Genomic DNA, 24,621 nt, shown 5'->3' on the forward strand with positions numbered 1-24,621 from the left:
CTTCGGCAGGGGTGGGTGGCCACGGCCGTGGCGGCCCTGCTGCTGGCCGGTTGCGGCGGCGGCGGCGAGGGCAGCAGTGACACCCTGCTGATCGACTACCAGCAGGCGCTCGCCGCCCGACTGGGCATGGAGGCCCCCGAGCCCCGCCCCCCCGCCAACATCGGAGCCTTCCCCGAGCGTCGCGAACGGCTGGTGGAGATCCCGGAGACCCGCGACGGCATGCTCAACGTCTACGCCCTGCGCGAGTGCCATATCACCACCCTGGTCGCCGAGCGGAATAGCGCTCTGGGGCGGGTGGCCCCCGCCAGCCAGCGTTGGCTCTACGAGCTGGAGCTCTGGAAGCGCCTGGATGCCTGCCTGGCCAGCGACGTCCCGGAGCGCCTCGCCGAGGCCGACCGTGAGCGCCTGGAGCGCCTCGCCGCCATCAAGACCGAGCAGCTGCCCCGGGTCAGCTGGAACTCGCTGTTCGATTCCGACGAGTGGGTCAGGAGCTTCTCCCGGGTGAGTTCACCGCTGGCTCATGAGTCGTTGGCACCACCGCCTGCCCAACGCGATGCGCTGGCCTTCCTGCATGACCTGACGCGCCACCAGTTCCGGCCGGATCGCCAGCCCGATGCCGACCGCCTGGAAGGCCACCTGCAGGCACTCCAGACCCGCCCCTACACGGCCGAGCTGCTGCGCACCCTGATGCTGGCCGAACAGCGCCTCGAGGAGGCCTCCGACCTGCTGCAGATCGCACTGGACCGTCACGACGGCTGCACGCACACGGCCGGCAAGGAGGACGCCCCGACGGCGGTCGACATGGCCGCCTGGCTGAGGCGGCTCGAGGACGCGGCTACCAGCTGGCTTCAGGACATCGACACCCTGCTCGAGGCCCAGATCTCTGGCCCCCAGGCCGTCGGCGACTATCGCCGCCGATGGCTCTCGCTGGAGGCACCGGAGGCGCCGCTGCCCGCCTTCCAGGCTGCCCGCGAGCGACATGACACCCTGCGCGAGCGCCTCGATCGGCGCTGCCGATGACGCGCCAGGGGTTAACCTCCCGGAGCGACTGTGCTATTGGTGGAAGCGAGAGTGCAAGAGTGACGCAGTGCGCTACTGTCCGGCCGCCAGTTCACGCAGCATGTGGAGGGACACCATGGGAATCCCGCTGTCACCCCGCTCCGCCCGGGTCATCGACCTCGAGAGCATGCGCCAGCGTCAGCAAGCCCGACGCCGCCTGATTCGCCTCGCCCCCGAGCTGGATGGCCTGGAGATGGTCTATCGCCTCGCCTCCAGTCCCGACACCCTCTACGGCATGCCCCTGCTGGGATGGGGCCTGCGCGAGGATGGTGAGGTGGTCGGCCTGGTTCCCTGGATGGAGGCCCTGACGCCCTGCCACCGCCTCGACGACGAGGAGCATGGCAGCTTCGTCGGCTACCGGGACCCCGAGACGGAGGAGCTGTTCGAGGTGGCGCCCGAGCACAAGGTGCTGGAACTCGAGCATGCCGCCGCCTACTTCGACTACGAGGAGACCGAGCAGGTCACCCTCATTCAGCAGCTCCCCGAGACCCAGGGCACCCATGCCCTGTGCATGGACGAGGGGAATACCCCCTGGCAGCTCAAGCAGGTCTTCGGATGGCGGCTCTACAGCGACGGCGCCGTGGAGGCCCTGCTGGCGGACGAGCGCCTGGTGGAGTCGACCCCCATCCTGCCGGGCGATGCCTGCCTCTACCCGGGGCACAGCCGCCATCGGGTGGTCTACTTCTTCCAGCGCCAGATCGCCAACCGTATTCGCCGCGAGGACCCCGCCACCCTGGAGGCACTGGCCCTGATGGTGATGCCGGATGCCCCCGAGCCCCCGGCCGACTGAGGCGCGGGCCCTGCTGGTGATGCCGGATGCCCCGAGCCCCCGGCCGACTGAGGCGCGGGCCCGGCGGGCGGACAGGATTAGCCTAAACGGATAAAGTAGAGGTAGCTGCCGTCGTGCTCCTGCCGATGGATCAGCTCGTGCCCGAGAAAGTGGCAGAACTTCGGCACGTCGCGGGTGGTTGCCGGGTCGCTGGCAATCACCTTCAGCACCTGGCCGGCATGCATGTCACGCACCCTGTTGTGCATCAGCATGATCGGCTCGGGACAGTACAGCCCGGTGGTATCGAGCTCGACCTCGAAATCGGGCGGGGCGCCCTCGGGGTGGGTGTCACGGGGATCAACCATCGATGGCCTCGTCGTTGGGAACAATCAGTAGGGAGCAAGCTAGATGATCAAGATCATTATCGAACGTCGGATCATGCCCGGGCTAGAGGAGGAGTACGAGGAGGCCGCCCGTGAAGCCATGCGCCAGTCCCTGGGCGCTCGCGGCTTCGTCGGCGGCGAGAGTCTCGTCGAGCTCGGCCACAGCGACCGGCGTCTGATGATCACCAAGTGGCGCGACATGCGCGCCTGGAAGGAATGGTACACCAGCGAGGAGCGCTCTCGCGTCATGCAGCGCCTGCTGCCGCTGCTGACCGAGGAGGAGCGCATCCGCATCTACGAGCCGACGACCCACTGAGTCGCGTCGCTCCTCCCCACGTGCGTGTCAGCCGCGGAGCCGCACGTGCACCGTCACCTCCTCGCGGTCATGATAGAGGTGACGGCAGCCCACCTCCGCGGCAATGCCGGCCGAGGCCAGCGCCTCCGCGAGGCGCTCCAGGCACGCCGAGACCTCCGGCCAGCGTCGCTTCATCGGCAGCTTGAGATTGAATACCGCCTCACGGCACCAGCGCCGGATGAGCCAGCGCTCGACCATTGCCTCCACCCGAGCCGGCCGGTCCACGATATCGCAGACCAGCCAGTCGAGCCGACAGGGCGGCGCCCAGACGAAGCCGTCTTCCCGGAGGTGCTCCACCAGCCCGGTCGCCATCAGGCCCTTGTCCATCGGGCCGTTGTCGATGGCATAGACGTGCATGCCCCGCTGGACCAGCTGCCAGGTCCATCCCCCCGGTGCCGCACCCAGGTCGGCCGCCTGCATCCCCTCCCCCAGCCGCTCGTCCCACTCGTCCCGTGGCACGAACTCGTGCCAGGCCTCCTCGAGCTTCAGCGTCGAACGGCTCGGCGCCGCATGGGGGAAGCGCAGCCGACGAATGCCCCCCGGCATCTCGCTGCGGTTGCCGGGGAAGCTCATGCCGAGCTGGACCCGGTCGCCGGCACTCCAGAGCAGGTGCAGGCGGCGCCCGCCGGCCTTGCGGCGCAGTGCCCGGCGCTTCTTGAGCAGCGACGCCAGCGGTCGATCCAGCGCCTTGGCCAGCCCGGCCAGGGCCTTGCCGTCGTTGGTATCGGGCGTTTCCTGCCAGAACGACTCGAAGTTCCAGCCACTGGCCACCACCTGATCGACGATGGGGGAGAGGCGATCCTCACGGGAGAGCCGGAGCGGCGGTAGTGCCACCAGGCTCTGCCGAGCAAACACCAGCGAGCCCAGGGGCAATGCCCGGTGCAGTGCGTTGGCCGGCTCGCCACCGTCGAGCCGAAATCGCACGAAGCCGTCCCCGGGGGTGAAGAGCGCCTCCCCTGCCCCACCCGCGGCCGCGGCCTTCTCGGTGACCTCGGCAGCCAGGTCTGGCTCGAATCCCGCCCGGCAGTAGAACAGCAGCTCCGAGGGTGTGGTCATGACTCCTCTCCTGAACGATGCCGCACCGGCGGCGTTGTCGCATCAGCGGCCAACAGGTCCTCGATGTCCTGCAGCTGGACATTCAGGGCATTGGTCGAGATCTGGATCTCCCACAGGGAGTAGACCAGCGAGACGGACAGGCTCACCAGGCTGACACCGAACAGCACCATGCCCGGCAGCTCGAGGGAGAGAAATAGGGCAAACATCGAGAGGGTGCAGAGCAGGAAGCTCAGCACGCCCGCCAGCTGCATGCGCTTGGTGAGGGAGATGCGCTTGCGCAGCAGCAGGATCTGCCTGGCGTTGACCTCCTGATGCTGATTGCGCTCCTCATCTGCCAGCTTGCGAATCAGCTGGGCAAGGACCAGAAAGCGGTTGGTGTAGGCCAGCAGCAGCAGCGAGATGGCGGGGAACAGCAGCGCCGGGGTCGTCAGGGTCAAGGCAGGACTCCGCAGAGGAAAAAACGCCGCACATCATAGCAGCGCGACCCTTGCAGGGGCGACATCGCGCCCTCTCCGTTTAATAAACATTTATGAAGAAACCTCAATGCTCGATCTTGGTGCGGACATATTCGGCACTTTCAAGCGTTTTTGGCTCATATCAATGTCTAATCCACGCATGACCTATACAGTTGCTGCATAATGGTGCATTGCTTTATATTGTGGGTCCTATGAAAAACAATTTCAGACCGGGTCGACACCGCTGCGACCCCTACCACTCTCTTCACACGACAGGAATCGACGATGCCCTACGTTCACGACACTCTCGAGAGTCTGCGCAAGAGCAGCCCGGCCCAGACCGAGTTCTACCAGGCCGCCGAAGAGGTGCTGGAATGCCTGCGCCCGCTCTTCGAGCGCAGCCCGCACTACCATGATCACAGCATCATCGAGCGTATCGTCGAGCCCGAGCGCCAGATCATGTTCCGCATCTGCTGGACCGACGACGCCGGCAAGGTCCGGGTGAACAAGGGCTATCGTGTTCAGTTCAATTCGGCCCTGGGCCCCTACAAGGGCGGCCTGCGCTTCCACCCCAGCGTCACCTCCGGGATCATCAAGTTCCTCGGCTTCGAACAGATCTTCAAGAATGCCCTGACGGGCCTGCCCATCGGTGGCGGCAAGGGGGGCTCCGACTTCGATCCCAAGGGCAAGTCGGATGCCGAGATCATGCGTTTCTGCCAATCGTTCATGACCGAACTGCATCGTCATATCGGCCCGACCACCGACGTCCCGGCCGGCGATATCGGCGTCGGCGCCCGCGAGATCGGCTACCTCTACGGTCAGTACAAGCGGCTTACCGGGCGATACGAGGGCGTGCTTACCGGCAAGGGCCTCAACTGGGGCGGCTCCATCGGCCGCAAGGAAGCCACCGGCTACGGTGCCGTCTACTTTGCCCAGAACATGCTCAAGGCTCGCGGTGAAAGCATCGAAGGCAAGACCTGCCTGGTATCCGGTGCCGGCAACGTGGCGATCTACACCATCGAGAAGCTCTACGAACTGGGTGCCAACCCCGTGACCTGCTCTGACTCACGCGGCACCCTGCATGACCCGCGCGGCATCGACCTGGACCTGCTCAAGGAGCTCAAGGAGGTCAAGCGCACCTCCCTCGAGGCGTATCTCGGCCAGCACCCGGAGGCCAGCTACACCCCGGCCGACGACTACCCGGCCGACGGCCATGCGGTCTGGCGCATCAAGGGCGATATCGCCTTCCCCTGCGCCACCCAGAACGAACTCACCGAGGCGGATGCCGAGACGCTGCTGGGCAACGGCATCACCTGCATCAGCGAAGGTGCCAACATGCCGTCCACCGCTGCGGCCGTGGATCGCTTCCTGGCGGCCAGGATCGCCTACGGCCCCGGCAAGGCCGCCAACGCCGGCGGCGTAGCCACCAGCCAGCTGGAAATGGCACAGAACAGCAGCATGGAGCAGTGGCCCCTCGAGAAGGTCGACGCCAAGCTCAAGGAGATCATGGCCAATATCCACAAGCAGTGCGCCGACACTGCCGAGGAGTTCGGCGAACCGACCAACCTAGTACTGGGTGCCAACATCGCCGGTTTCCGCAAGGTGGCCGACGCCATGATCGACCAGGGCGTGGTGTAAGCCACGCCACTGCTTCACCTCCACGATCGAGAAAGCCCGGGCTTGATGGCCCGGGCTTTTCTTGGTCATGACCTTCTCTGCCGGAAGATGGCGGCAGTGAACGGCATCAGACGTACGGGTGGAAACCCCGGCGCGCCTGCGCCTGGCTCTGCGCCTCGGCAAGCCTCATCACCCCTCGCCACATGCCACGCAGCAGAGGCATGACAACAGCACGGCGGGAATTCGTCTGGTCCCAGATGGTGGGAAAGGTCATCCTGGCGGAACTCATGGATAAGGCCTCGCATCGCGATTCATGTTGCGATGCATTATACCATCGACTATAGACCAAGGTCTAACGGCATCGGCTCCGAGCCTGCGCCCGCAACGTAAAAAGCCCCGTGCTCTTTCGAACACGGGGCTTTTCATAATAGGTGCCTGACGATGATCGCGCCGGGCTCCGGAGGCCGGCACCCCGGGACTCTCCATGGGGAGACCCCCACAACGACGAAACCCCGACCAATGGCCGGGGTTTCTGAAAAGGTGCCTGACGATGACCTACTCTCACATGGGGAAACCCCACACTACCATCGGCGCTAAGCGGTTTCACTGCTGAGTTCGGCATGGGATCAGGTGGTTCACGCTTGCTATGGTCGTCAGGCGAAAAACGGAATCATGCTGGCAACGCGACACGTCTCTGCGTATCCGGCCCCTGTCGGTCGTCATCTCAGACCGCTTGGGTGTTATATGGTCAAGCCTCACGGGCCATTAGTATCGGTTAGCTCAACGCCTTGCAGCGCTTCCACACCCGACCTATCAACCAGCTGGTCTCGCTGGGCCCTTCAGGAGGCTCAAGGCCTCAGGGAAGTCTCATCTTGAAGGGGGCTTCCCGCTTAGATGCCTTCAGCGGTTATCCCGTCCGCACATAGCTACCCGGCAATGCCACTGGCGTGACAACCGGAACACCAGAGGTGCGTCCACTCCGGTCCTCTCGTACTAGGAGCAGCTCTTCTCAAACTTCCAACGCCCACGGCAGATAGGGACCGAACTGTCTCACGACGTTCTAAACCCAGCTCGCGTACCACTTTAAATGGCGAACAGCCATACCCTTGGGACCGACTTCAGCCCCAGGATGTGATGAGCCGACATCGAGGTGCCAAACACCGCCGTCGATGTGAACTCTTGGGCGGTATCAGCCTGTTATCCCCGGAGTACCTTTTATCCGTTGAGCGATGGCCCTTCCATACAGAACCACCGGATCACTAGAACCTACTTTCGTACCTGCTCGACGTGTCTGTCTCGCAGTCAAGCACCCTTATGCTCTTGCACTCAATGCACGATTTCCAACCGTGCTGAGGGTACCTTCGTGCTCCTCCGTTACGCTTTGGGAGGAGACCGCCCCAGTCAAACTACCCACCACACACGGTCCTCGATCCGGATCACGGACCTGAGTTAGAACGCCAATGATGCCAGGCTGGTATTTCAAGGTTGGCTCCACCCGAACTGGCGTCCGGGTTTCAAAGCCTCCCAGCTATCCTACACAAGCAACATCAGCGTCCAGTGTGAAGCTGTAGTAAAGGTTCACGGGGTCTTTCCGTCTAGCCGCGGGTACACAGCATCTTCACTGCGATTTCAATTTCACTGAGTCTCGGGTGGAGACAGCGTGGCCATCATTACGCCATTCGTGCAGGTCGGAACTTACCCGACAAGGAATTTCGCTACCTTAGGACCGTTATAGTTACGGCCGCCGTTTACCGGGGCTTCGATCAGGAGCTTCGCTTGCGCTAACACCATCAATTAACCTTCCGGCACCGGGCAGGCGTCACACCCTATACGTCCGCTTGCGCGTTTGCAGAGTGCTGTGTTTTTAATAAACAGTTGCAGCCACCTGGTATCTTCGACCGGTTCATGCTCCGGGCGCGAGGCCCTTCACACTACGCCGGCGTGCCTTCTCCCGAAGTTACGGCACCATTTTGCCTAGTTCCTTCACCCGAGTTCTCTCAAGCGCCTGGGTATTCTCTACCTGACCACCTGTGTCGGTTTGGGGTACGGTCCCACTGTATCTGAAGCTTAGAGGCTTTTCCTGGAAGCGTGGCATCAATGACTTCCGGACCGTGGTCCGTTCGTCTCGTCTCTCGGCCTTGGGGCACCGGATTTGCCTGATCCCCCAGCCTACTGACTTTCACCAGGACAACCAACGCCTGGCTCACCTAGCCTTCTTCGTCCCCCCATCGCAATACAGTGAGGTACGGGAATATTGACCCGTTTCCCATCGACTACGCCTTTCGGCCTCGCCTTAGGGGCCGACTCACTCTGCTCCGATTAGCGTCGAACAGAAACCCTTGGTCTTCCGGCGGGGGAGTTTTTCACTCCCCTTGTCGTTACTCATGTCAGCATTCGCACTCGTGATACCTCCAGCAAGCCTCTCGACTCACCTTCATCGGCTTACACGACGCTCCTCTACCGCTTGCCATTCGGCAAGCCCGTAGCTTCGGTACCTGGTTTGAGCCCCGTTACATCTTCCGCGCAGGCCGACTCGACTAGTGAGCTATTACGCTTTCTTTAAAGGATGGCTGCTTCTAAGCCAACCTCCTAGCTGTCTGAGCCTTCCCACATCGTTTCCCACTTAACCAGGATTTCGGGACCTTAGCTGACGGTCTGGGTTGTTTCCCTTTTCACGACGGACGTTAGCACCCGCCGTGTGTCTCCCACGCTCGCACTCACCGGTATTCGGAGTTTGCCTCGGGTTGGTAAGTCGGGATGACCCCCTAGCCGAAACAGTGCTCTACCCCCGGCGGTGATACGTGAGGCGCTACCTAAATAGCTTTCGAGGAGAACCAGCTATCTCCGGGCTTGATTAGCCTTTCACTCCGATCCACAAGTCATCCAAATCTTTTTCAACAGATCCTGGTTCGGTCCTCCAGTTGATGTTACTCAACCTTCAACCTGCTCATGGATAGATCGCCCGGTTTCGGGTCTATTCCCAGCGACTGGTCGCCCAGTTAAGACTCGGTTTCCCTACGCCTCCCCTATACGGTTAAGCTCGCCACTGAAAATAAGTCGCTGACCCATTATACAAAAGGTACGCGGTCACAGAACACGTCTGCTCCCACTGCTTGTACGCACACGGTTTCAGGATCTATTTCACTCCCCTCTCCGGGGTTCTTTTCGCCTTTCCCTCACGGTACTGGTTCACTATCGGTCAGCCAGGAGTATTTAGCCTTGGAGGATGGTCCCCCCGTCTTCAGTCAAGGTTTCACGTGCCCCGACCTACTCGATTTCACATGATCAGATTTTCGACTACGGGGCTATCACCCGCTATGGCCACGCTTCCCAGCGTGTTCGCCTAATCAGTCTCATGCTTAAGGGCTGGTCCCCGTTCGCTCGCCGCTACTGGGGGAATCTCGGTTGATTTCTTTTCCTCAGGGTACTTAGATGTTTCAGTTCCCCTGGTTCGCCTCCCAACACCTATGGATTCAGTGTGGGATACCCTGCTTGTGCAGGGTGGGTTTCCCCATTCAGAAATGCCCGGGTCACAGGTCGTTTGCCACCTCGCCGAGCCTTATCGCAGGCTTCCACGTCTTTCATCGCCTCTGGCTGCCTAGGCATCCACCGTGTGCGCTTCATCGCTTGACCATATAACCCCAAGGGGTCTGGTCCGCGATGACGATTCGACAATTGCCGGATACGCTTGAGACGTATCTCGTGTCCTTTCCTTGCGGAAAGAACGTTTGTCAGCATGATTCACATTGTTAAAGAGCAGACTGTCAATCGACAGTCATAAACCGGTCATTGCGCTGTGCAAGGATGGCTTATGACTGCGGATCCGATCAGGTAACGACTGTGTGGGCGGGGGCAGACTCTCATGCAAGAGAGATGGTGGAGCCAAGCGGGATCGAAGTCGAACGCGACCCCGGCGCGACCTCCTGGTGCCGGCAGGCGCTTTCCCAGCTGAGCTAAGGCCAAGTTCCTCAAGAGGAAATTGGTGGAGCCTAGCGGGATCGAACCGCTGACCTCCTGCGTGCAAGGCAGGCGCTCTCCCAGCTGAGCTAAGGCCCCGCTAAATGGTGGGTCTGGGCAGATTTGAACTGCCGACCTCACCCTTATCAGGGGTGCGCTCTAACCAACTGAGCTACAGACCCGGCTTCCAACCACTGGGTCCGCGACCCAAACAGTCTTTTGCTCTGGTCGATCAGGTAATTCATTGTGAGCACTTGCCGCGTGTCGGCGACGTCGTCGTTAAGGAGGTGATCCAGCCGCAGGTTCCCCTACGGCTACCTTGTTACGACTTCACCCCAGTCATGAACCACACCGTGGTGATCGCCCTCCGAAGTTAGGCTAACCACTTCTGGTGCAGTCCACTCCCATGGTGTGACGGGCGGTGTGTACAAGGCCCGGGAACGTATTCACCGTGACATTCTGATTCACGATTACTAGCGATTCCGACTTCACGGAGTCGAGTTGCAGACTCCGATCCGGACTGAGATCAGCTTTCTGGGATTAGCTCCACGTCGCCGCTTTGCAACCCTTTGTACCGACCATTGTAGCACGTGTGTAGCCCTACCCGTAAGGGCCATGATGACTTGACGTCGTCCCCACCTTCCTCCGGTTTGTCACCGGCAGTCTCCCTAGAGTTCCCGACCGAATCGCTGGCAAATAGGGACAAGGGTTGCGCTCGTTACGGGACTTAACCCAACATTTCACAACACGAGCTGACGACAGCCATGCAGCACCTGTCTGTGCGTTCCCGAAGGCACCAAGGTATCTCTACCAAGTTCGCACGATGTCAAGGGTAGGTAAGGTTCTTCGCGTTGCATCGAATTAAACCACATGCTCCACCGCTTGTGCGGGCCCCCGTCAATTCATTTGAGTTTTAACCTTGCGGCCGTACTCCCCAGGCGGTCGACTTATCGCGTTAACTGCGCCACTAAGAACTCGAGGCTCCCAACGGCTAGTCGACATCGTTTACGGCGTGGACTACCAGGGTATCTAATCCTGTTTGCTACCCACGCTTTCGCACCTCAGTGTCAGTGTCAGTCCAGAAGGCCGCCTTCGCCACTGGTATTCCTCCCGATCTCTACGCATTTCACCGCTACACCGGGAATTCTACCTTCCTCTCCTGCACTCTAGCCTGACAGTTCCGGATGCCGTTCCCAGGTTGAGCCCGGGGCTTTCACAACCGGCTTATCAAGCCACCTACGCGCGCTTTACGCCCAGTAATTCCGATTAACGCTCGCACCCTCCGTATTACCGCGGCTGCTGGCACGGAGTTAGCCGGTGCTTCTTCTGTGGGTGATGTCCTTCCTCGAGGGTATTAGCCCCAAGGCTTTCTTCCCCACTGAAAGTGCTTTACAACCCGAGGGCCTTCTTCACACACGCGGCATGGCTGGATCAGGCTTTCGCCCATTGTCCAATATTCCCCACTGCTGCCTCCCGTAGGAGTTCGGGCCGTGTCTCAGTCCCGATGTGGCTGATCATCCTCTCAGACCAGCTACGGATCGTCGCCTTGGTGAGCCATTACCTCACCAACCAGCTAATCCGACATAGGCTCATCCGATAGCGCAAGGTCCGAAGAGCCCCTGCTTTCTCCCGTAGGACGTATGCGGTATTAGCCTGGGTTTCCCCAGGTTATCCCCCACTATCGGGCAGATTCCTATGCATTACTCACCCGTCCGCCGCTCGACGCCTGGGAGCAAGCTCCCATCGTTTCCGCTCGACTTGCATGTGTTAGGCCTGCCGCCAGCGTTCAATCTGAGCCATGATCAAACTCTTCAGTTTAAGATCATATAGTCCTTACCCTTCAAGGAAGGAAGCGGACCAAACTTGGCTCAAGGTTCAAACGTTCTCAAAAAGACCCGAAGGTCTTTGACGAGTCGCTTGCCTTGATGTTTCAGTGACTGGTCACCGACACATCGACAAGCGCCCACATGAATTACCTGATCGATTGTTAAAGAGCGTCTCGCTTGCTGTCGCGACGTGAGCCGTGGCTCCCGTCTCGCCAGCGCCCTGCGAGGAAGGCGTATTCTACCGATTCGCTTCGGCGTGTCAAGCAGTGGTTGGCGAAGCGAACTTGCCGTATCTGCCGACCGCCCACCCCGTCGAGGGGGCGGCGAATCCCGTGGGACGCATTCTACCGAATCCGCGGTGACTGTCAAGCGAGGTGTTTTCGAAAACCCCAAGCAGAACAACCACTTCCCCCACTCTTCACCGCCTGCAACGTTGCCCGTCGCCGGCAGCGGATGCGTACTTTACGGCTTTCCCCCGAGGGGCGCAACCCCTTCCACCAGAAAAATGTAGCCCAGCTTCAGGCACTCTGCCATGACCCGGGACAACCTTCTGTCGGAGGCCACGGTCCGGACATGCCAGGCCGGAGCGATTGACCAGGGGCCCCTCGCCCGTGGTGCCTGGCAGCAGATCCCGGGAGAGTCAGATCACGAAGAGGTCCATGAACCGATTGACTGGCGTCTCTTCCAGCCGCGCCTGGTCACGACACAGTTCGAGAATCCTCTCGCAGCGCCCCGGTGGGAATCGAGTGGCCAGGTGACGCCGGTACTTCTCCTCCAGGACCGGGACTCCCTCTTGTCGGCGGCGGCGGTGACCGATCGGGTACTCCACTGCCACCTGCTCGGTCGCGCTCCCATCGGTGAAGAACACCTGGATGGCATTGGCGATGGAGCGCTTCTCGGGGTCGAGGTAGTCCCGGGTATAGCGAGGCTCCTCGACGACCTCCATCCTGACCCGCAACGCATCGATCTCGGGATGGGCCGCATGGAAGTCATCCTCGTAGTGCTCGGCGGTCAGCTCGCCGAAGATCAGCGGTACGGCCACCATGTACTGCAGGCAGTGGTCGCGATCTGCCGGGTTGGCCAGGTCCCCCTGCTTGGAGATGATGCGGATCGCCGACTCGTGGGTGGTGATGACGATACGCTCGACCTCGTCGAGGCGCCCCGCCACGTCAGGGTGCAGTGTGACGGCCGCTTCGCAGGCGGTCTGGGCATGGAACTCCGCCGGGAAGGCGAGCTTGAAGAGGATGTTCTCCATCACGTAGCTGCCGAACTCACGCTGGAAGCGAAACCTGCGCTCCGGCTCGGGCTTGACGGCAAGATCACGATTGGCGTGGCTGAACAGCACGTCGTAGAAGCCCCACTGGGGTGCCGTGAGGGCCCCGGGCACGCCCATCTCGCCGCGCAGGGCGATATCGGCCAGACGCACCGCTCGGGAGGTGGCGTCACCCGCCGCCCAGCTCTTGCGCGACCCGGCGTTGGGCGCGTGGCGATAGGTACGCAGGCTCTGGCCGTCGACCCAGGCGTGGGAGAGCGCAGAGAGGAGCTGCTCGCGGTCGGCGCCGAGCATCCTGGCCGCCACCGCGGTGGATGCGACCTTGACCAGCACCACGTGGTCGAGACCGACCCGGTTGAAGCTGTTCTCCAGCGCCAGGACCCCCTGGACCTCGTGGGCCAGGATCATCGCCTCGAGCACGTCGCGCATGACCAGCGGCGCCTCGCCCATGGCCAGGCGCTTCTGGGAGAGGTGATCGGCCACTGCCAGGATCGCCCCCAGGTTATCCGAGGGGTGGCCCCACTCCGCCGCCAGCCAGGTGTCGTTGTAGTCGAGCCAGCGCACGATACAGCCGATGTCCCAGGCCGCCTTCACCGGGTCCAGGCGGAAGGAGGTGCCGGGTACTCGGGCACCGTGGGGCACCACGGTCCCTTCCACCTGGGGTCCCAGATGCTTGGTGCACTCGGGAAAACGCAGCGCCAGCAGGCCACAGCCCAGGGTATCCATCAGGCAGAGCCGCGCGGTGTTCCAGGCCTCCGGGCTATCGATGCGGTAGTCGAGCACATAATCGGCGATCTTCTGCAGCTCGTCGTCGTAGGCCGGCCGCACATTGGCTTCCACGGTGCTCATCCTCTCCTCCTTCCGTATCCAGAGTGGCTACCCCCACTATAGATGAGGGCCTGAGGCATGAAGGAAGGCGCCCCTGGCCATCTGGACAGGGGCGCCTCTGTTCACGCGGCCTCGCCCCCAGGCGAGATCTCAGAAGCTGTCGCCGGGTATCCGCACGAAGCCTTCCATCAGCACCCGGGCGCTGCGGCTCATCACCGCCTCGTCGATCACCCAGCGCCCCTCCGTCAGGCTCGCTTCGGCGCCGACGCGCAGCGAGCCGGAGGGGTGGCCGAAGGTAACGGCATTGCGCTTGCCACCGCCGGCGGCCAGGTTGACCAGGGTGCCCTCGATGGCAGCGGCGGAGGCGATCGCCACCGCTGCGGTGCCCATCATGGCATGGTGCAGCTTGCCCATGGAAAGCGCCCGCACCAGCAGGTCGATGGACTCGGCCGTCACTTCCTTGCCGCTGGAAGAGGTGTAGCTCGCCGGAGGCGCCACGAAGGCCACCTTGGGAGTGTGCTGACGGCCGGCCGCCTCGGCCACATCCTTGATCAGGCCCATCTTCACCGCCCCGTGGGCGCGAATGGTCTCGAAGCGCGCCAGCGCCTCGGCGTCGCCGTTGATCGCCTCCTGCAGCTCGGTGCCGGTGTAGCCGAGTTCGGCAGCGTTGACGAAGACGGTAGGAATGCCGGCGTTGATCAGCGTCGCCTTGAGGGTGCCGACCCCAGGCACATCGAGGTCATCGACCAGGTTACCGGTGGGGAAGATCGCTCCCTCGCCGTCGGCGGGGTCCTTGAAGGCCACCGGCACCTCGGCCGCCGGGAAGGTCACGCCGTCCAGCTCGAAGTCGCCCGTCTCCTGCACCTGCCCATCGGTGATCGGCACCTGGCAGACGATGGTCTTGCCGATGTTGACCTGCCAGATGCGCACCTCCACCACGCCGTTGTCGGGGATGCGCACCGGGTCCACCAGGCCGTTGGCCACCGCGAAGGGCCCCACGGCGGCGGAGAGGTTGCCGCAGTTGCCGCTCCAGTCGACGAAGGCCTTGTCGATGGCGACCTGGCCGAAGAGATAGTCCACGTCGTGATCGGGACTCTCGCTCTTGGAAAGGATCACCGTCTTGCTGGTGCTGGAGGTGGCGCCGCCCATGCCGTCGATCTGCTTCTGGTAGGGGTCGGGGCTGCCGATCACCCGCATCAGCAGGCGATCCCGGGCCTCGCCGGGCACCTGGGCTGCCTCGGGCAGGTCGACGAGCCGGAAGAAGACGCCCTTGCTGGTGCCGCCGCGCATGTAGGTGGCGGGAATGCGAATCTGGGGAACGTGGGCCATGAAGGTCGCTTCCTTGATAGGTAAAGGGAGTAAAGATCGACCCGGGCCTTGCGGCGCCGGGTCGATGGGGCTCTACATCGTGAGGCGTTCGCCCGGCGTCAGCTGACCGCTTCGGCCGAGGACTCCAGGAAGTCCTTGGCGAAGCGCTGCAGCACGCCGCCGGCGGAGTAGACGGTGACCTCCTCCGCGGTATCCAGGCGGCAGGTCACCGGCACCCGATCGACCTCACCGGTCTTGCGGTGGATGACCAGCTCCAGGGTGGCGCCCGGGGCCGCCTCGCCCTCCACGTCATAGGTCTCGGTGCCGTCGAGCTGCAGGGTGTGGCGGGTGGTGCCCTCCTGGAACTGCAGCGGCATCACGCCCATGCCGATCAGGTTGGTACGGTGGATGCGCTCGAAGCCTTCCGCGACGATCGTCTCCACGCCGGCCAGGGCGACGCCCTTGGCCGCCCAGTCCCGGGACGAGCCCTGGCCGTAGTCGGCGCCGGCGATGATGATCAGCGGCTGCCTGCGGTTCATGTAGGTCTCGATGGCCTCCCACATGCGCATCACCTCGCCTTCCGGCTCGACCCGCGCCAGCGACCCCTGCACCACTTCGCCCTTCTCGTCGCGCACCATCTCGTTGAAGAGCTTAGGGTTGGCAAGCGTCGCCCGCTGGGCGGTGAGGTGGTCGCCGCGGTGGGTGGCGTAGGAATTGAAGTCCTCCTCCGGCAGGCCCATCTTGTGCAGGTACTCACCCGCCGCACTGTCCATCATGATGGCATTCGACGGCGACAGGTGGTCGGTGGTGATGTTGTCCGGCAGGATCGCCAGGGGCCGCATACCCTTGAGTCCCCGCGCAGCGGCCATGGTGCCCTCCCAGTAGGGCGGACGGCGAATGTAAGTGCTCTGCGGGCGCCAGTCGTAGAGCGGGCTCTCGGCCTTCTCGAAAGCGTCCAGGTCGAACATCGGGATGTAGACCTGCTTGAACTGCTCCGGCTTGACGAACTCGCCGACGATGGCGTCGATCTCCTCGTCGGAGGGCCAGAGGTCCTTCAAGGTCACCGGATTGCCGTCCTTGTCGGTGCCCAGCACGTCCTTCTCGATGTCGAAGCGCACGGTACCGGCGATGGCGTAGGCCACCACCAGCGCCGGCGAGGCAAGGAAGGCCTGCTTGGCGTAGGGGTGGATGCGGCCGTCGAAGTTGCGGTTGCCGGAGAGCACGGCGGTGGCATAAAGATCGCGGTCGATGATCTCCTGTTGGATCTTCGGATCGAGCGCCCCGGACATGCCGTTGCAGGTGGTACAGGCGTAGGCCACGATCCCGAAGCCGAGCTTCTCCAGCTCCGGCAGCAGGCCCGACTCCTCGAGATATAGCCGCGCGACCTTGGAACCCGGGGCGAAGGAGGACTTCACCCAGGGCTTGCGAATCAGACCGAGCTCGTTGGCCTTCTTGGCCAGCAGGCCGGCCCCCACCACGTTGCGCGGGTTGGAGGTGTTGGTGCAGCTGGTGATGGCGGCGATGATCACCGCGCCATCGGGCATCCTGCCCTCCTTCTCCTCCGCCTGGGCCTTGTCGTAGTCCACGGCGATGCCGCGCTCATGCAGGGCGCTGGTGGGCAGGCGGCGATGCGGGTTGGAGGGACCCGCCAGGTTGCGCTCGACGCTGGACAGGTCGAAGGTCAACACCCGCTCGTACTGGGCGCCGGCCAGGCTGTCGGCCCACAGGCCGGTCTGCCTGGCATAGGTCTCCACCAGCTCGACCTGCTCCGGCTCGCGGCCGGTGAGCGTCAGGTAGTCGATGGTCTGCTCGTCGATGTAGAACATCGCCGCGGTGGCGCCGTACTCCGGCGTCATGTTGGAGATGGTGGCGCGGTCACCGATGGTGAGGCTCTTGGCCCCCTCGCCGTAGAACTCGAGATACGCCCCCACCACGCGCTCCTTGCGCAGGAACTCGGTGATCGCCAGCACGATATCGGTGGCGGTGATGCCGGGCTTGGGCTTGCCGGTCAGCTCCACGCCGACGATGTCGGGCAGGCGCATCATGGAGGGGCGACCCAGCATCACGGTCTCGGCCTCAAGGCCGCCGACGCCAATGGCGATGACGCCCAGGCAGTCGATGTGCGGGGTATGGCTGTCGGTGCCCACGCAGGTGTCGGGATAGGCCACGCCGTCGCGGGCCTGGACCACCGGCGACATCTTCTCCAGGTTGATCTGGTGCATGATGCCGTTGCCGGCGGGGATGACATCAACGTTCTCGAAGGCGGTCTTGGTCCACTCGATGAAGTGGAAGCGATCCTCGTTGCGACGATCCTCGATGGCGCGGTTCTTGTCGAAGGCATCCGGGTCGAAGCCGGCGTGCTCGACTGCCAGGGAGTGGTCGACGATCAGCTGGGTCGGCACTACCGGGTTGACCTTGGCGGGGTCACCGCCCTGCTCGGCGATGGCGTCGCGCAGGCCGGCCAGGTCGACCAGCGCCGTCTGGCCGAGGATGTCGTGGCATACCACCCGGGCCGGGTACCAGGGAAAGTCCAGGTCGCGGCGGCGCTCGATCAGCTGCTTGAGGGCATCGGTGAGCAGCCCCGGCTCGCAGCGACGCACCAGCTGCTCGGCGAGCACCCGGGAGGTATAGGGAAGGGTGTCATAGGCACCGGGCTGGATCGCCTCGACGGCCGCACGCACGTCGAAGTAGTCCAGCTCGGTGCCGGGAAGCGGTTTGCGGTATTCGGTATTCATGGCGTGAGGGATCTCTTTCAGGCGTCGGGGCGAAGGGGAAGAAGGCCGGACGACCCGAGAAGGGTCGTCCGGGGGCGGCAATCGATCAGTCGCGCTGCTCGATGGGCACCCACTCGCTCTTCTCCGGGCCCACGTAGTCGGCGCTGGGGCGGATGATGCGGTTGTTGGCGCGCTGCTCGAAGACATGGGCACACCAGCCGGTGACGCGCGAGCAGACGAAGATCGGCGTGAACAGCTTGGTGGGGATGTCCATGAAGTGGTAGGCGCTGGCGTGGAAGAAGTCGGCGTTGCAGAACAGCTTCTTCTCGCGCCACATCACCGCCTCGACGCGCTCCGAGACCGGGTAGAGCACGCTGTCGCCCACGTCCTCGGCCAGCTTCTTCGACCACTCCTTGATGATGGCGTTGCGCGGGTCGGACTCGCGATAGATCGCGTGGCCGAAGCCCATGATCTTGTCCTTGCGCTCGAGCATGGCCATGATCTCGCGCTCGGCCTCGTCGGCGGACTTCCAGTTCTCGATCATGTCCATGGCCGCCTCGTTGGCGCCGCCGTGCAGCGGGCCGCGCAGGGAGCCGATGGCACCGGTCACGCAAGAGTGCATGTCGGAGAGGGTCGAGGCACAGACGCGCGCGGTGAAGGTCGAGGCGTTGAACTCGTGCTCGGCATAGAGGATCAGCGAGACGTTCATCACCCGGGCGTGCAGCTCGGAAGCCGGCTCGCCGCGCAGCAGGTGCAGAAAGTGGCCGCCGACGGACTCGTCGTCGGTCTCGGTCTCGATGCGCACGCCTTCATGGCTGAAGCGGTACCAGTAGCAGATGATGGAGGGCAGCACGGCCAGCAGGCGGTCGGAGGCGTCCTGCTGCTCGTCGAAGCTCTGCTCGGTCTCCAGGTTACCCAGCATGGAGGCGCCGGTGCGCATCACGTCCATGGGGTGGGCGTCGGCGGGAATCTGCTCCAGCACGGTCTTGAGGGCCTGGGGCAGGCCGCGCAGGCCCTTGAGCTTGGTGATGTAGGCGTCGAGCTCGGCCTGGTTGGGCAGCTTGCCCTTGAGCAGCAGGTAGGCGACCTCCTCGAACTTCGCCTTCTCGGCCAGCTCCTTGATATCGAAGCCGCGATAGGTCAGGCCGGAGCCGGTCTTGCCGACGGTGCACAGGGCGGTGGTGCCGGCGCTCTGGCCGCGCAGGCCGGCGCCGCCGATGGCTTTCTCTGCCATGGTCTCTCTCCTCTCGATGTGTTTCTGTCGCAGGGCACGCTTCAGGCGTCGCTGCCCTTCTCGGCAAGCTGGTTTTCGGCGAACAGGGCATCAAGCTTCTGCTCGAAGCTGTGGTAATTCAGGAAGTCGTAGAGCTCGTCGCGGGTCTGCATGAGATCGACCACGTCGCGCTGGTGGCCATTGGAATGGATGCTCTGGTAGACCTTGAGGGCCGCGGCGTTCATGGCGCGGAAGGCCGACAGCGGGTAGAGCACCATGCGGCAGCCCACCTCGCCCAGCTCCTGCTGGGAGAACAGCGGCGTGGCGCCGAACTCGGTGATGTTGGCCAGGATCGGCGCGTCGACGCGCTCGCAGAACGCCCGGTAGTCGTCCAGGGTGTGCACCGCCTCGGCGAAGATGGCATCGGCGCCGGCCTCGATGCAGGCCTGGGAGCGCTCGATGGCGGCATCCAGCCCGTCCTTCTGGAAGGCATCGGTGCGGGCGATCAGGTAGAAGTCCGGATCGATGCGCGCATCGGCGGCGGCCTTGACGCGGTCGACCATCTCCTGCTGGGAGACGATGGCCTTGTTGGGACGGTGGCCACAGCGCTTCTGGGCGACCTGGTCCTCGAGGTGCACGGCGGCGACGCCGGCACGCTGCATCTCCTTGACGGTGCGAGCGATGTTGAAGGCGCCACCCCAGCCGGTGTCGATATCCACCAGCAGCGGCACGTCGGTGGCGCCGCAGATGCGATGGGCGTCCTCGACCACGTCGTTCATGGTGGTCATGCCGAGGTCCGGCAGGCCAAAGGAGGCGTTGGCCACACCGCCGCCGGAGAGATAGATGGCCTGGTGGCCCACGCGCTCGGCCATCATGGCGGTGTAGGCATTGATGGTGCCGACGATGGGCAGCGGGCGGTTGGCCTCGAGGGCGGCGCGGAAACGCGCACCTGGGGTCTGCTGGGTCATGCTGGATCTCCTCATGTTGTCCGGGTCGGCCTCAGATGGTCGCCTCGGCTTCCTGCTTGAGAGTGGCGGCGTAGCGGTCGGCCACGTTGGTCCGCGAGGCACTGACGTGTCGTCGCATCAGCAGTTCGGCCAGCTCGGCGTCACCGGCCTCGATGGCATCGACGATACGGTGGTGCTCGACGAAGGCCCGCTGGGGGCGTGAGCCGCTGGCACTGAACTGGGTGCGATAGAGCCGCACCAGGTAGTAGAGGTCGTCGCAGAGCAGGGTCACCAGCATGCGGTTATGGCTTCCCTGAACGATACGATAGTGGAAGTCCAGGTCGCCCTCGCGCTGGTAGTAGGCCTCGCCCTTCTTGAGGTCGGCCTGGCGCTCGTGCATCGCCAGCACCTCGCGCAGCCCGGCGATCTCCTGAGTGGTCATGTGCTCGGCGGCCAGGCGGGCGGCCATGCTCTCCAGCGCCTCGCGGACATCGAACAGCTCGAGCAGCTCCTTCATGGAGAGCTTCACGACTCGCGCCCCCACGTGGGGCACCCGCTCGATCAGGCGATGGGCCTCGAGGCGACGCATCGCCTCGCGCAGTGGTCCGCGGGAGATCCCATAGGCCCGTGAAAGCCCCGGCTCGGTGATCTTGCTGCCCGGCGCCAGCTCGCCGCGGACGATGGCGTCCTGAAGCTGCTGGAAGACTCGCTCGGCGAGGGTGCGAACCTCGGGCGATGCTGTTTCGGATGCGGCTGAGTTCATGGCAATTGTCGACAATCAAACGATGAAGGCACTTTAGTCACTGGCCGCCACCGGGTCAACAGGCCGTCATGCCGGATCCGCTTAACCTTTGGTTGTAGACAACCGGGCGTAAAATGTCGCAGATGTCGACAATGCCGAAGGACCGCCGAGAAGGCCCTCCCGCGACCGGCAGGGACAAACGCGACCCGGCGCCCTAGAATGATGCGCCTGTTCAGGGAAGGCGCTTTGATGACACCACGACTCGAGATCACTCCCCTGCCATATCGGGCGGACCCGCTCGGCTACTTCTCCAGGCTGCGTCACCGCCCCGGCGCGGTGCTGCTCGACAGTGGCCGTCCGGTCGCGCCGGGCGGCCGCTACGACATCCTCTCAAGCGATCCCTTGAGCACGCTGGAGAGTCACGATCCGGGGGCCTCCACCCCCGGCGGGGAGACGCCCTTCGCCGCCCAGCAGCGGCTGCTCGACGGGCTGCGCCTGTCGGCTCCCGACAGCGACCTGCCCTTCCTCGGCGGGCTGATCGGCTACTGGAGCTACGACCTCGGTCGCGAGCTGGAGCCGGTCGGACGGCGAGCCGCCTCGCGAGTCGCCCTGCCGACCAGCCGGGTCGGCCTGTATGACTGGGCCCTGATCCAGGACCACCACGAACGGGCGTCCTGGCTGGTCGCCACGCCGGCACGGCGGCGCCAGGTCCTGGCGTGGCTCGACGCGGCCAGTACGCCACCGGGCGACTTTCGGCTCCGTGCGCCCTTTGCCGCGGAACTGAGCCGCGCCGCCTATCTCGAGCGCTTCGATGCGGTGCAGCGCTACATCCGCGCCGGCGACTGCTACCAGATCAACCTCGCTCAGCGCTTCAGCGCCCCCTACCGGGGCGACCTCTGGGCCGCCTACCTCCGCCTGCGCGAGGCGACGCCGACCCCCTTCGCCGGCTACATGGCCTGGCCCGTGGAACGCGGCGAACAGGCGATCCTCTCGGTCTCCCCCGAACGCTTCCTGAGCTGCCGGGAGGGCCGGGTGGAGGCCCGGCCGATCAAGGGCACCCGCCCACGCGGGGCCACCCGCGACGAGGATCGCCAACTGGCCGCCGAGCTGGAGGAGAGCCTCAAGGATCGGGCCGAGAACGTGATGATCGTCGACCTGCTGCGCAACGACCTGGGACGGGTCTGCCGGGTCGGCAGCGTCCGGGTACCGCAGCTGTGCGGCCTGGAGAGCTATGCCAACGTCCATCACCTGGTCAGCGTGATCACCGGCGAGCTGGACGCCGACCGGCGCCCCCTGGACCTGCTGGCGTCCTCGTTTCCCGGAGGGTCCATCACCGGGGCGCCCAAGGTGCGGGCCATGCAGATCATCGACGCCCTGGAGCCCAGCCGACGCAGCGTCTACTGCGGGAGCCTGGGCTATGTGGATGTGCGTGGCCGGATGGATACCTCGATCGCCATCCGGACCGCCGTGGCGGACCGGGAGCGGCTGCATCTGTGGGGGGGCGGCGGCGTGGTGGCCGACTCTAGCGGCGAGGCGGAGTATCGGGAGACCCTGGACAAGATCCGCCACCTGATGGCCGCCCTGGGCGCGCCCCTCGCCGACCCGCTTTAGGGAAGTAGGATCAAGGGCTATAAGAACCCTGGCAACCATTCCCTTAGGGAATAATAAGAACCCAACCAATCGATATTGGGGCGAGGGGCACCGCCTTTGCTAGGGTAGTGCGCTCCACAGCACGGGAGGCGCCATGACGACCTTCGACCCCAACCGTTTCGTCCTCGAACACGACCAGGCCACGCCCAAGGAGATCCTGCGGGCCGCCTACCAGGCCTTCGGCGAGCTGACCCTCTCCTTCTCCGGCGCCGAAGACGTGGTGCTGGTCGACCTGGCGCTCAAGGTCGCGCCGAAGGACGCGGTCCACGTCTTCGCCCTGGATACCGGACGCCTGCATCCCGAGACCTATGCCTTCATCGAGCGGGTCCGCAAGCACTACCACATCGAGATCGACGTGCGCTTCCCCGACCGCGAGGCCGTCGAGGCTCTGGTCCGGAAGAAGGGGCTCTTCAGCTTCTACCGTGATGGCCACCAGGAGTGCTGCGGCATCCGCAAGGTCGGGCCCCTGCGTGAGCGGCTGGCCGGCCTGCCGATGTGGGTCACCGGCCAGCGCCGCGACCAGAGCCCGGGCACCCGCTCCTCCCTGCAGATCGCCGAGCGGGACACCGCCTTCGGCAGCGAGGCGTCGCCGCTCTACAAGATCAACCCGCTCACCCACTGGTCGAGTGAGGAGGTCTGGACCCATATCCGGATGTTCGACGTGCCCTACAATCCCCTTCACGAGCGCGGCTTCGTGAGCCTCGGCTGCGAACCCTGCACCCGCCCCACCCTGCCGGGCCAGCACGAGCGCGAGGGGCGCTGGTGGTGGGAGGACCAGGCCGGCAAGGAGTGCGGCCTGCACGCCGCCAACCTGGCGACACGCTGACCTCCATGACACGACAAGGGCGCCCCGCGGGGCGCCCTTGTCGTGTGCGGCCACGAATCCGCTCAGCGCACCGGCAAGGCGATCTCGCTGAACAGCCCCTGCTCGTGGCGGGGCCCGGCGGCCAGGGCGGCATCGACCAGGTCGCGGTCAAGGTGGTCGGCAAATCCCTTGAGGAAGTCGTACATGTAGCCGCGCATGAAGGTGCCCCGGCGGATGCCGATCTTGGTGGTGGAACTCTCGAACAGATGCCCTGCGTCCAGCGCCACCAGGTCGGTGTCGTGCTGGGGATCCACCGCCATGTGGGCGACGATGCCCACTCCCATGCCCAGGCGCACGTAGGTCTTGATCACATCGGCATCGGCGGCGGTCAGCACCACGTTGGGCGTGAGCCCCCTCGCACGGAAGGCGTCGTCGAGCTGCGAACGGCCGGTGAAGCCGAAGACGTAGGTCACCAGCGGATAGCGAGCGAGCGCTTCCAGGGTGAGCTCGCCCTCCTCCGCCAGGGGGTGCCCCTGGGGAACCAGGATGCAGCGGTTCCAGCGGTAGCAGGGCAGCAGCACCAGGTCGTTGAAGAGTTCCAGCGACTCGGTGGCGATGGCGAAGTCGGCCTGGCCATCGCTGACCATCTGGGCGATCTGCTTGGGCGTGCCCTGCTGCATGTGCAGCGCGACATCGGGATACTTGCGAGTGAAGTCGCTGATCACCGGCGGCAGGGCATAGCGCGCCTGGGTATGGGTGGTGGCGATGGACAGGCTGCCGCGACGCTCGTCGCTGAACTCCTGGGCCACCTCCTTGATGTTGTCGGTCAGCCTGAGCACCTGGCCGGCCAGTTCGACGATGGCCTTGCCGGCGGGCGTCACGCGGGTGAGGTGCTTGCCGCTGCGGGCAAAGATCTCGACGCCGAGCTCGTCCTCGAGCAGCCGAATCTGCTTGGAAATGCCGGGCTGTGAGGTGAAGAGGCTCTGGGCGGTGGCCGACACGTTGAGATTGTGACGGGTGACTTCCCAGATATAGCGCAGCTGCTGCAGTTTCATGGTGGATTCGGCTCCCTGGACACTCTGGCAGGCGGTAGCCACGACGGGCGCTGGCGAGGCCAATTTGAAATAAAGAATATTTATCTAATCACTTTATAGCATATCAGAAGCGCCCGCGTCTCTACCTCGGCGAGGCCGGAATGGCCCTGCGGAGAGACACCCGCCGCCCCTGCCATTTGCCAGCGGTTCGGGCTGCCGCTAACATCGGCCGGCCAGGCATGCTGCTGGCATGCCCCCGATACGCTCGATGCAGCGCAACGCAACTGGAGAATCACATGGCCAACAACGTCGATGTCACCAACGCCAACTTCGAGCAGGAAGTCCTCAAGGCCGACACCCCGGTACTGCTCAAGTTCTGGGCCCCCTGGTGTGGTCCGTGCAAGGTGATGGCACCGGTGGTCGACGAGGTCGCCGAGGAGCGCAGCGGCAACCTCAAGGTCGTCAGCATCAACGTGGACGATGCCCCCGAGATCGCCGCCGAGCAGGGCGTGCGCGGCGTCCCCACCGTGATGCTGTTCAAGTCCGGCAGCAAGGTCGCTTCCCTGGTGGGCGCCCAGTCCAAGTCCCAGCTGTCGCAGTTCATCGACCAGAACGCCTGATTGCCAGGCG

The 24,621-nt window shown here is 64.2% G+C and carries 17 protein-coding genes, 2 tRNA genes and 3 rRNA genes; 7 read left to right on the plus strand and 15 right to left on the minus strand.

Annotated elements, in window-relative coordinates; all coding sequences use genetic code 11:
• Positions 1-15 precede the first annotated feature (15 nt).
• Both NFC98_RS12565 and NFC98_RS12570 read left to right on the plus strand, forming a co-directional pair.
• Entirely contained in the window at positions 16-1,020 is a 1,005-nt protein-coding gene (locus NFC98_RS12565; RefSeq protein WP_254275285.1) for a DUF3080 family protein, read from the plus strand.
• Between the two features lie 115 nt (positions 1,021-1,135).
• Positions 1,136-1,849 (plus strand): hypothetical protein, encoded by a 714-nt coding sequence (locus NFC98_RS12570; RefSeq protein WP_254275286.1) that lies wholly within the window; start codon positions 1,136-1,138, stop codon positions 1,847-1,849.
• A gap of 77 nt (positions 1,850-1,926) precedes the next feature.
• Here the strand turns inward: NFC98_RS12570 and tusA are convergent, their stop codons facing one another.
• Positions 1,927-2,193: a sulfurtransferase TusA gene (gene tusA, locus NFC98_RS12575; protein ID WP_254275287.1), complete on the minus strand. Its 267-nt coding sequence runs from the start codon at positions 2,191-2,193 to the stop codon at positions 1,927-1,929.
• Positions 2,194-2,236: 43 nt separating this feature from the next.
• Between tusA and NFC98_RS12580 the strand changes: the two genes are divergently transcribed.
• Positions 2,237-2,527: an antibiotic biosynthesis monooxygenase gene (locus NFC98_RS12580; protein ID WP_183332693.1), complete on the plus strand. Its 291-nt coding sequence runs from the start codon at positions 2,237-2,239 to the stop codon at positions 2,525-2,527.
• Between the two features lie 27 nt (positions 2,528-2,554).
• Here NFC98_RS12580 and rlmM read toward each other — a convergent pair whose 3' ends face one another.
• Positions 2,555-3,622, minus strand: a complete 1,068-nt coding sequence (rlmM, locus tag NFC98_RS12585; protein ID WP_254275288.1) for a 23S rRNA (cytidine(2498)-2'-O)-methyltransferase RlmM — start codon at positions 3,620-3,622, stop codon at positions 2,555-2,557.
• The gene (locus tag NFC98_RS12590; RefSeq protein WP_254275289.1) at positions 3,619-4,059 is read right to left on the minus strand and encodes a DUF2721 domain-containing protein; all 441 of its coding nucleotides are present in this window, start codon (positions 4,057-4,059) and stop codon (positions 3,619-3,621) included. Before NFC98_RS12590 ends, rlmM begins: the two co-directional genes overlap by 4 nt.
• A 303-nt stretch (positions 4,060-4,362) precedes the next feature.
• Here NFC98_RS12590 and gdhA point away from each other — a divergent pair, with 303 nt between their 5' ends.
• On the plus strand, positions 4,363-5,715 hold the full coding sequence (gene gdhA, locus NFC98_RS12595) for an NADP-specific glutamate dehydrogenase (protein WP_254275290.1): 1,353 nt from the start codon (positions 4,363-4,365) through the stop codon (positions 5,713-5,715).
• 521 nt (positions 5,716-6,236) lie between these two features.
• Here the strand turns inward: gdhA and rrf are convergent.
• The 11 genes from rrf to NFC98_RS12650 form a co-directional block, all read right to left on the minus strand.
• Positions 6,237-6,352: ribosomal RNA gene (gene rrf / locus NFC98_RS12600) — 5S ribosomal RNA — on the minus strand.
• Between the two features lie 86 nt (positions 6,353-6,438).
• Positions 6,439-9,327: ribosomal RNA gene (locus tag NFC98_RS12605) — 23S ribosomal RNA — on the minus strand.
• 347 nt (positions 9,328-9,674) lie between these two features.
• Positions 9,675-9,750, minus strand: a tRNA-Ala gene (locus tag NFC98_RS12610).
• Between the two features lie 6 nt (positions 9,751-9,756).
• A tRNA-Ile gene (locus NFC98_RS12615) sits at positions 9,757-9,833 on the minus strand.
• A 98-nt stretch (positions 9,834-9,931) separates the two neighbouring features.
• Positions 9,932-11,469, minus strand: a 16S ribosomal RNA gene (locus NFC98_RS12620).
• Together the 16S, 23S and 5S rRNA genes with 2 tRNA genes alongside form the textbook arrangement of a ribosomal RNA operon.
• Positions 11,470-12,117: 648 nt before the next feature.
• Positions 12,118-13,599, minus strand: a complete 1,482-nt coding sequence (prpD, locus tag NFC98_RS12625) for a 2-methylcitrate dehydratase (RefSeq protein WP_254275291.1) — start codon at positions 13,597-13,599, stop codon at positions 12,118-12,120.
• A gap of 129 nt (positions 13,600-13,728) precedes the next feature.
• On the minus strand, positions 13,729-14,907 hold the full coding sequence (gene prpF / locus NFC98_RS12630; RefSeq protein ID WP_254275292.1) for a 2-methylaconitate cis-trans isomerase PrpF: 1,179 nt from the start codon (positions 14,905-14,907) through the stop codon (positions 13,729-13,731).
• Positions 14,908-15,005: 98 nt separating this feature from the next.
• Positions 15,006-17,621 carry a Fe/S-dependent 2-methylisocitrate dehydratase AcnD gene (gene acnD, locus NFC98_RS12635; RefSeq protein ID WP_254275293.1) on the minus strand — a complete coding sequence of 872 codons (2,616 nt, stop codon included), beginning with the start codon at positions 17,619-17,621 and terminating at the stop codon, positions 15,006-15,008.
• Positions 17,622-17,706: 85 nt separating this feature from the next.
• Positions 17,707-18,834, minus strand: coding sequence for a 2-methylcitrate synthase (prpC, locus tag NFC98_RS12640; protein WP_254275294.1), 1,128 nt, complete (start codon positions 18,832-18,834; stop codon positions 17,707-17,709).
• Positions 18,835-18,875: 41 nt separating this feature from the next.
• The gene (gene prpB / locus NFC98_RS12645; RefSeq protein WP_254275295.1) at positions 18,876-19,781 is read right to left on the minus strand and encodes a methylisocitrate lyase; all 906 of its coding nucleotides are present in this window, start codon (positions 19,779-19,781) and stop codon (positions 18,876-18,878) included.
• Between the two features lie 31 nt (positions 19,782-19,812).
• Positions 19,813-20,523: a GntR family transcriptional regulator gene (locus tag NFC98_RS12650; protein ID WP_254275296.1), complete on the minus strand. Its 711-nt coding sequence runs from the start codon at positions 20,521-20,523 to the stop codon at positions 19,813-19,815.
• Between the two features lie 228 nt (positions 20,524-20,751).
• Here NFC98_RS12650 and pabB point away from each other — a divergent pair, with 228 nt between their 5' ends.
• Both pabB and NFC98_RS12660 read left to right on the plus strand, forming a co-directional pair.
• The gene (gene pabB / locus NFC98_RS12655; protein ID WP_254275297.1) at positions 20,752-22,113 is read left to right on the plus strand and encodes an aminodeoxychorismate synthase component I; all 1,362 of its coding nucleotides are present in this window, start codon (positions 20,752-20,754) and stop codon (positions 22,111-22,113) included.
• A gap of 133 nt (positions 22,114-22,246) precedes the next feature.
• On the plus strand, positions 22,247-22,978 hold the full coding sequence (locus NFC98_RS12660) for a phosphoadenylyl-sulfate reductase (protein WP_254275298.1): 732 nt from the start codon (positions 22,247-22,249) through the stop codon (positions 22,976-22,978).
• A gap of 62 nt (positions 22,979-23,040) precedes the next feature.
• Here NFC98_RS12660 and cysB read toward each other — a convergent pair whose 3' ends face one another.
• A complete protein-coding gene (gene cysB, locus NFC98_RS12665) occupies positions 23,041-24,012 on the minus strand; it encodes an HTH-type transcriptional regulator CysB (RefSeq protein ID WP_254275299.1) in 972 nt (323 codons plus the stop codon).
• 275 nt (positions 24,013-24,287) lie between these two features.
• Here cysB and trxA point away from each other — a divergent pair, with 275 nt between their 5' ends.
• Positions 24,288-24,611 carry a thioredoxin gene (gene trxA / locus NFC98_RS12670; protein WP_183331473.1) on the plus strand — a complete coding sequence of 108 codons (324 nt, stop codon included), beginning with the start codon at positions 24,288-24,290 and terminating at the stop codon, positions 24,609-24,611.
• Positions 24,612-24,621 lie beyond the last annotated feature (10 nt).

It is taken from the genome of Halomonas sp. 3H (genome assembly GCF_024206005.1).
GTDB lineage: Bacteria > Pseudomonadota > Gammaproteobacteria > Pseudomonadales > Halomonadaceae > Halomonas > Halomonas campaniensis.